Annotated in this window: 1 protein-coding gene; it reads right to left on the reverse strand. The window is 38.6% G+C overall.

Annotation, left to right across the window (positions count from 1 at the left end; genetic code table 11):
* Nucleotides 1-358: 358 nt before the first annotated feature.
* On the reverse strand, nucleotides 359-1,537 hold the full coding sequence (locus AC6F8J_RS00270; RefSeq protein ID WP_500720235.1) for a cation:proton antiporter domain-containing protein: 1,179 nt from the start codon (nucleotides 1,535-1,537) through the stop codon (nucleotides 359-361).
* Nucleotides 1,538-1,915: the final 378 nt, after the last annotated feature.

Genomic DNA, 1,915 nt, shown 5'->3' on the forward strand with positions numbered 1-1,915 from the left:
ATATCTTTTGATATGTGGGTAGGGTCTCCCAGGCTAAGACACTAATCTTTCATTCCACAACCTCTTGATTTACAACTTCGGTTTACATTTACCTTTTGGGCTTTAGTTTGATATACAACCTCACCCACCTAGTTTCTGTTCGTAGGCTCAAGAATTTTGCTACACCACTTCCTTCATCTATATCATTACTGATACCAACTTATGGTTCGCTACACTTGGCGGTAAATACCCGTGGCTAGACTTTCACTAGCTAGATTAGTGCCATGCCTGGCACACATATAAGAACCCATAGAGGAACATATGAATCTGTCCTCTATGGGTTCTTATGTTGATAACACTATTTTTTCACTATTATGAATTATACAATCACTTTCGCTTTATATACGATTTTTAACAAGATTGGCGTAATCAAGGTTGTTACTAGGACTACCATAATTAGAGGGGCAAAAATCTGATCAGTAATTAATCCCACAGACATACCTTTGCTGGCCACAATCAGAGCCACTTCTCCCCTAGAAACCATACCAACACCAATCCTCAGAGCATCCTTTTTGGAATAGCCCATGATTCTGGCACCGATACCACAGCCGATCACTTTCGTCAATATAGCAATCGCTAGTAACACCATTGCAAAAATGAGTATGCTAAAGTTCAAAGTCTCAATGGCCGTCTTAATACCTATACTTGCAAAGAAAATTGGAGAAAACAACATATAAGAAGTAATCTCAACTTTTTCATTAACGTAATCATGGCTGCCCAGATTGGCAATGATGATACCAGCCAAATAAGCGCCTGTAATGTCTGCAATACCGAAGAATTCTTCTGCAATATAGGCAAACATTAAGCAAAGTATAAGGCTGTATATGGGTACGCGCCGCTTACGACCATATTTTTCCGTCATATAGGCAAAGACTTTGTTAAAGACTAAACCACTAATTATAGCAAATACAAAAAATCCACCGATTCTCAAAAATATACCCATCATGCTCACACCATCACTGGCAAATCCCATAATAATGGTCAATATAATAATTCCCAATATATCATCAATAATCGCAGCACCTAAGATGGCCGTACCTGATAGTGACTTGAGCTTACCCATTTCCCGAAGCGTCTCGACAGTAATGCTCACAGATGTAGCGGTTAGAACAACACCTATAAAGATATTTCGTAGCATCTCAATCTTTGAAGCCTCTGTAAGCGTATCTGAGAAAAAGCCTGCTACTAAAAACCCACCGACCAAAGGAATAATAACGCCAAAGGCTGCAATCACTAAAGATGATTTACCGGTTCGTTTCAGTTCTTTGACATCCGTTTCCATACCTGCGGTAAACATCAGTAATATAACCCCAAGTTCGGCCATCTTATCAATGAATTCGGTTTCGTGTAAAATATTCAAAAATGTAGGACCTAAAAGCAAACCAGCTAGCAATGCACCCACTACTTGGGGCATCTGTAAACGTCTCGTTAAAAGACCAAATAATTTTGTGCTCAACAAAATAATGGCTAGATCAAGGAAAAAACCATAAGATAACATATGTAACCTCCTGTATATATTCATCTATCTATAACATGGAACCTATGAATGTCAGCAGGCATACATTTGTGATATGTCTGTTCCTTTGATATCAAAACATCCTATCTATCCCACGAAATCATCCAATGATAATTATATGCCTGTCTTTTTCAATAGTCAATATATCCACAAAGTTTCATCGATTTATATATATAATACACAGTTATGGCATATCATATATACACTTTGACTGCTTTTATCACCGGTAATGATCACTGGCCCTACGGTCTACATGGTAGAAGACCACATCCCCTTCCATAAGATGGATGCCGCCACTGTTTATCTTATACCCCTCTTTGGCCCATGTGTTGCCAAGGTCGCTTGTCTTATAGGTGTTAT

This window comes from Petrocella sp. (genome assembly GCF_059865615.1).